Origin of the sequence: Azonexus sp., from assembly GCF_036170495.1 — a bacterium.
Taxonomy (GTDB): Bacteria; Pseudomonadota; Gammaproteobacteria; order Burkholderiales; family Rhodocyclaceae; genus Azonexus.
Genome location: NZ_JAVHPH010000148.1, coordinates 1 through 4,974 on the forward strand (window position 1 = coordinate 1; position 4,974 = coordinate 4,974).

Consider the following 4,974-nt stretch of genomic DNA (forward strand, 5'->3'; position numbering starts at 1 on the left):
GCATCGGCAAATGCCCGAAATGCGCCAGCAACGTCTTCGAGCACGGCAATTCCTACGTCTGCGAAAAATCGGTCGGGCCGGACAAGACCTGCGATTTCCGCTCCGGAAAGATCATTCTTCAGCAGCCAATCGACCTCGGCCAGATGAAAAAGCTGCTGGCCGAAGGTAAGACCGACCTGCTCAAGGAATTCGTCTCCAATCGCACCCGCCGCAAGTTCTCGGCCTATCTGGTGGCCAAGGACGGCAAGGTCGGTTTCGAGTTCGAGAAGAAAGTGGCCAAACCCAAGGCGCCAGCCAAGAAGAAAGCCGAAGCGGCGACCTGATTCCCCGTCAGCCAAGCAGCAAAAAGCCCTCCGCCAACGCCGAGGGCTTTTTTTCTACCGTTCCACGTGAAACCTCAGCGCACTGCCGAAGCGCCCGGTAGCTGGCAGGAGAGCAGCGCGGCGCGGACGGCGTCGATGGCTTGCGGGCGCGGGAAGGTGATGCGCCAGACGAGGCCGACCGTGCGTTTGGGCTGGATCCCGGCAAAGGGCAGCACCTTGACCATCGGCTCCTTGGCGACCAGCGGATCGGCCGCCGTACTCGGCATGACCGCGACGCCGGCGCCACTGGCGACCATGTAGCGGATGGTTTCGAGCGAGCTGCCTTCGAGCGAATGTTCGAGGGCATCCGGCGCGCTCAGGCGGGGGCAGGATTCGAGCACCTGATCGCGGAAACAGTTGCCCTGGCCGAGGAGCAACAGGTTTTGGCCGTCGAGTTCGTCGCCATTGACATCCGAGCGGGAAGCCCACGGATGGCTGGCCGGGACGACGACGCGGAAAGGCTCGTCGTACACCGGCTGGGCGACCAGACCGGGTTCGGCAAAGGGCAGCGCGATAACGATGACGTCGAGCTCGCCGGCCTTGAGCGCGGGAATCAGGTTGGCCGTGAAATCTTCCTTGAGGAAGAGCGGCATTTTCGGCGCCTCGCGATTGAGGGCCGGAATCAACTGGGGCAGCAGGTAGGGCGCAATGGTGTAGATGATGCCGACCCGGAGCTGGCCGCTCAGCGGTTCGCCGGTTGCTTCGGCGATCTCTTCGAGCTTGACGGCCTCTTCGAGCACCCGCGTGGCCTGGGCGACAATGCGCTCGCCAAGTGGCGTGATGCGAACATCGCTGGCGCCCCGTTCAAAAAGCGGCGAGCCGAGCTGGCCTTCGACCTTCTTGAGCGCCACCGACAACGTTGGCTGGCTGACGTGGCAGGCCTCGGCTGCCTTGCCGAAATGCCGCTCGCGGGCGAGAGCCACGATGTAGCGCATTTCGGTCAGGGTCATTGCGAATAGCCGAGTTTTTTCAGGTCGACCGCTGAAAGCCAGCGCCATTCGCCCGGCTTGAGGTCGGGCGGCAGGGTCAGTTCGCCGACGGCTTCACGATGCAGCGCCTCGACGCGATTGCTGACCGCCGCCACCATGCGTTTGACCTGGTGGTACTTACCTTCGGTCAGGGTCAGACGGAGCTGGTTGGGACCGACGATCTCGGCCGCCGCGGCAGATATCGATTCGACCTCGTCGGCGAGCACGACGCCGGCCAGTAGCTGATCGATCTGCGCCTGATCGAGCGGATGTTTGGTCGTCGCGAGATAGACCTTCGGCACCTTGCGCTTGGCCGAGGAAAGCTGGTGGTTGAGCTGGCCGTCGTCGGTGATCAGCAGCAGACCAGTGGTGTCTTCATCGAGCCGGCCAATCGGCTGGACATCGCGTTCGCGCAAGGGCACCGGCAGCAGTTCGAGGACGCTGGCGTGGTGTTTCGGCTTGCGCGAGCATTCGTGGCCGGCCGGCTTGTTGAGCATCAGCGTGGCGAATTCGGCGTAGGGCCAATCGACGCCATCGACGGTGAACACCAGCCCTTCGGTATCGAGTTCGACGAAAGGATCGTCGCAAACCTGGCCACTGATCGCCACACGTTCGCGGCGGATGAGGCCCCGGCATTCCCGACGGGAACCGAAGCCGTGTTTTTGGAGGATACGTTCTAGTTGCATGGCCGGGATGTTAACACGAGCCAACTATTTCATCGCCCGGCTGACCAGTGCGCGAAGACAAGCCGCAGGCAGTGCGAATAGCACGACAAGGCGCGGTCGACAAAGCAATGGGCGGCCGGGCGATGAAATACAATATATCCATGAACTTCGAACATCTTATCCAGATCAACGACCCGGAAAACCCGCTGGTCGAGACCATGACCCGCGATCAGCTGTGGCTGGGCCTGCTCCATCGCGTCGAAAATGCCGTTCCTTTCCTGCCCGGACTGGAATCCTGCACCATTCTCGAACGGCAGGCCGACACCCTGCTCCGCGAGCTCGATTTCGGCCCGGCGGTGATTCATGACCGGGTGACGCTGGTCCACATGGTGTCGGTGCGCTTCGACATCCAGCCCTCCGAGGTCCATCCCGGCGGCGGCCTGATGATCACCATTGAGGAGCCGAAACCCGACTTCCTGTTCCTGCGCTTTGCTTACCAGACAACACTGGCGACCGATCCAAACTCTGAGGAACAGGCCTACATCGAGTACGTCAAGTCGGCCTATCACCAGTCTGACGTCGACTGTGTGCGCATCATCCGCACCTTGGCTGCCGGCGGCGAGGTTCAATAGAAAAAGGCCGAAAACGCAGTGCGTTTCGGCCTTTGTCGGTCAAGCCGGGCATGCCCACGGTCAACCGGAAAAACAGGCAAAAATTGAAATCCGTTGACAGCCTTGAGGGCTCTCAGCGGATGTTTTATTCGACGCCTAGCGAAGCCAGGTAGTCTTCGTAGCCACCCAGGTAATCAATGATCCGGCCGTCGTTCTTGACCTCGAAGACGCGAGTGGACAGCGAGGAGACGAACTCGCGGTCATGCGAGACGAAGACCAGGGTGCCAGGGAATTTTTCCAGCCCCGAGTTCAGCGCTTCGATTGATTCCATGTCGAGGTGGTTGGTCGGTTCGTCCAAGAGCAGCACGTTGTGTTTCGACAGCATGAGCTTGCCGAACAGCATGCGTCCCTGCTCGCCGCCGGAGATAACGTTGACCGGTTTCTTGACCTCGTCACCGGAGAACAGCAGACGGCCGAGCGTGCCGCGAATCAGCGTTTCGAGGTCGCCGCCGTCCTCGATAGTGGCGCGGGCGTAGCCGGCGATCCAGTCGGTCAGGCTCTCGGTGCCGGCGAACTGGGCGCTGTGGTCCTGCGCGTAGTAGCCAGGGAAGGCCTTTTCGGCCCACTTGATGGTGCCAAATTGCGGCGTCACTTCGCCCATCAGCAGCTTGAGGAAGGTCGTCTTTCCGACGCCGTTTTCGCCGATCACGGCGATCTTTTCGCCGGCGTTGATGGTCAGCGTCAGGTTGTTGAAAATCTTGCGCTCGCCGCCTTCGTAGGTGAAGGAAACATTCTCGATCTCGACGGCCTGGCGGTGCAGCTTCTGCTTCTCGTCGTAGTCGAAACGAATCCACGGATACTGGCGGGACGACGGTTTCATGTCTTCCGGCTTGAGTTTTTCGATCAGCTTGACGCGGCTGGTCGCCTGCTTGGCCTTCGAGGCGTTGGCCGAGAAGCGGCGGACGAAAGTCTGCAGTTCGGCGATCCGTTCCTTGGCCTTGGCATTGGCGTTCTGCAGGCGCTCGCGGGCGGCCTGGGCGGCTTCCATGAAGTCGTCGTAGTTGCCGGCGTAGGTCGTGATCTTGCCGTAATCGAGGTCGGCCATGTGGGTGCAGACCTGGTTCAGGAAGTGACGATCGTGGGAGATGATGATCATCGTCGAGTCGCGGGCGTTCAGGGTGTCTTCGAGCCAGCGAATGGTGTTGATGTCGAGGTTGTTGGTCGGTTCGTCGAGGAGCAGGATGTCCGGATTGGCGAACAGCGCCTGGCAAAGCAGGACGCGTAGCTTCCAGCCGGGCGCCACTTCGCGCATCGGACCGTCGTGCTGGCTGGTCGGAATGCCGACGCCAAGCAGCAGTTCGCCAGCTCGAGATTCGGCGGTATAGCCGTCGAACTCGCCAAACTGATGCTCGAGATCGGCGGCTTTCATGTAGTCGTCTTCAGTCGCTTCCGGATTGGCGTAGATGGCGTCGCGCTCGCTCATGCAGGCCCACATTTCCTCGTGGCCCATGAGCACGACGTCGAGGACGCGCATGTCTTCGTAAGCGAACTGGTCCTGCTTGAGGTAGGCCATGCGCTCGTGCTTGTCTTTCGAGACATTGCCGGCCGACGGTTCGAGCGCGCCGCACAGGATCTTCATGAAAGTCGACTTGCCGGCGCCATTGGCGCCGATCAGGCCGTAGCGATAGCCCTCGCCGAATTTGACATTGACGTTCTCAAACAGGGGTTTGACCCCGAACTGCATGGTGATGTTGGCGGCGACAAGCACGGTGATTCCAATCTGCAAAAAGCGGTAAAACGAAGGGCCGGATTTTACCTGTTTTCAGGGGGTTAACGGCAGTTGGTGGCCTGCTTGGCAATTAGCAGAACGTGAAAGCTGGTCTTTGCGTCCCTGGCGTTGTTGCTCATCCTCGCGATAGCAAAGGCTATCGCTGCGGTTCGCGCCTAGCCAGGAACACAAATCCGGCGCTTTCATCCAGTTCAGCTAATTGCCAAGCAGACCACAGGCGCACTTTTGCTGCACTGCGGTGTAAGATTTGCGGCCAAAAATAGAAAACCCGGATTGAGAGACAGCCCATGGTTCCCCACCTCACCACCGCCCTCACTGGCCCGCTGCTCGAGCTTGAACGGCGCTTCCTGGCGGCCAGCCCGCAGATTGAACACTGGCTGCGCGGCCAATGGCTCGAGCACACGCCGCCGTTTTATTCGTCGTGCGACCTGCGCAATTCCGGCTTCAAGCTGGCGCCGGTCGACACCAATCTTTTCCCCGGCGGTTTCAATAATCTGAACCCCGCCTTCCTGCCGCTCTGCGTGCAGGCGGCGATGAGCGCCATCGAGAAATTCTGCCCGGAAGCGAAGAGCCTGCTGC

At 60.8% G+C, this 4,974-nt stretch carries 6 protein-coding genes; 3 read left to right on the plus strand and 3 right to left on the minus strand.

The features are described 5' to 3' along the window. On the plus strand, positions 1 to 323 hold a 323-nt coding region (locus ADADOO_RS04610; RefSeq protein WP_511275409.1), incomplete at its 5' end, for a topoisomerase C-terminal repeat-containing protein. Positions 324 to 397: 74 nt separating this feature from the next. Here the strand turns inward: ADADOO_RS04610 and ADADOO_RS04615 are convergent. Beyond that, positions 398 to 1,312 carry a hydrogen peroxide-inducible genes activator gene (locus ADADOO_RS04615; RefSeq protein ID WP_511275411.1) on the minus strand — a complete coding sequence of 305 codons (915 nt, stop codon included), beginning with the start codon at positions 1,310 to 1,312 and terminating at the stop codon, positions 398 to 400. Then, a complete protein-coding gene (locus ADADOO_RS04620; RefSeq protein WP_511275413.1) occupies positions 1,309 to 2,016 on the minus strand; it encodes a pseudouridine synthase in 708 nt (235 codons plus the stop codon). The genes ADADOO_RS04615 and ADADOO_RS04620 overlap by 4 nt, the downstream gene beginning before the upstream one ends. Positions 2,017 to 2,156: 140 nt before the next feature. On the opposite strand from ADADOO_RS04620, the gene ADADOO_RS04625 reads away from it, so the two are divergent. Then, positions 2,157 to 2,627 (plus strand): SRPBCC family protein, encoded by a 471-nt coding sequence (locus ADADOO_RS04625; protein WP_511275415.1) that lies wholly within the window; start codon positions 2,157 to 2,159, stop codon positions 2,625 to 2,627. A 124-nt stretch (positions 2,628 to 2,751) separates the two neighbouring features. On the opposite strand, the gene ADADOO_RS04630 is transcribed toward ADADOO_RS04625, so the two are convergent. Continuing rightward, positions 2,752 to 4,374, minus strand: coding sequence for an ABC-F family ATPase (locus tag ADADOO_RS04630; RefSeq protein WP_511275417.1), 1,623 nt, complete (start codon positions 4,372 to 4,374; stop codon positions 2,752 to 2,754). A gap of 308 nt (positions 4,375 to 4,682) precedes the next feature. Between ADADOO_RS04630 and ADADOO_RS04635 the strand changes: the two genes are divergently transcribed. After that, positions 4,683 to 4,974: glutamate--cysteine ligase (locus ADADOO_RS04635; RefSeq protein ID WP_511275418.1), on the plus strand; the 292-nt coding region annotated here is incomplete at its 3' end.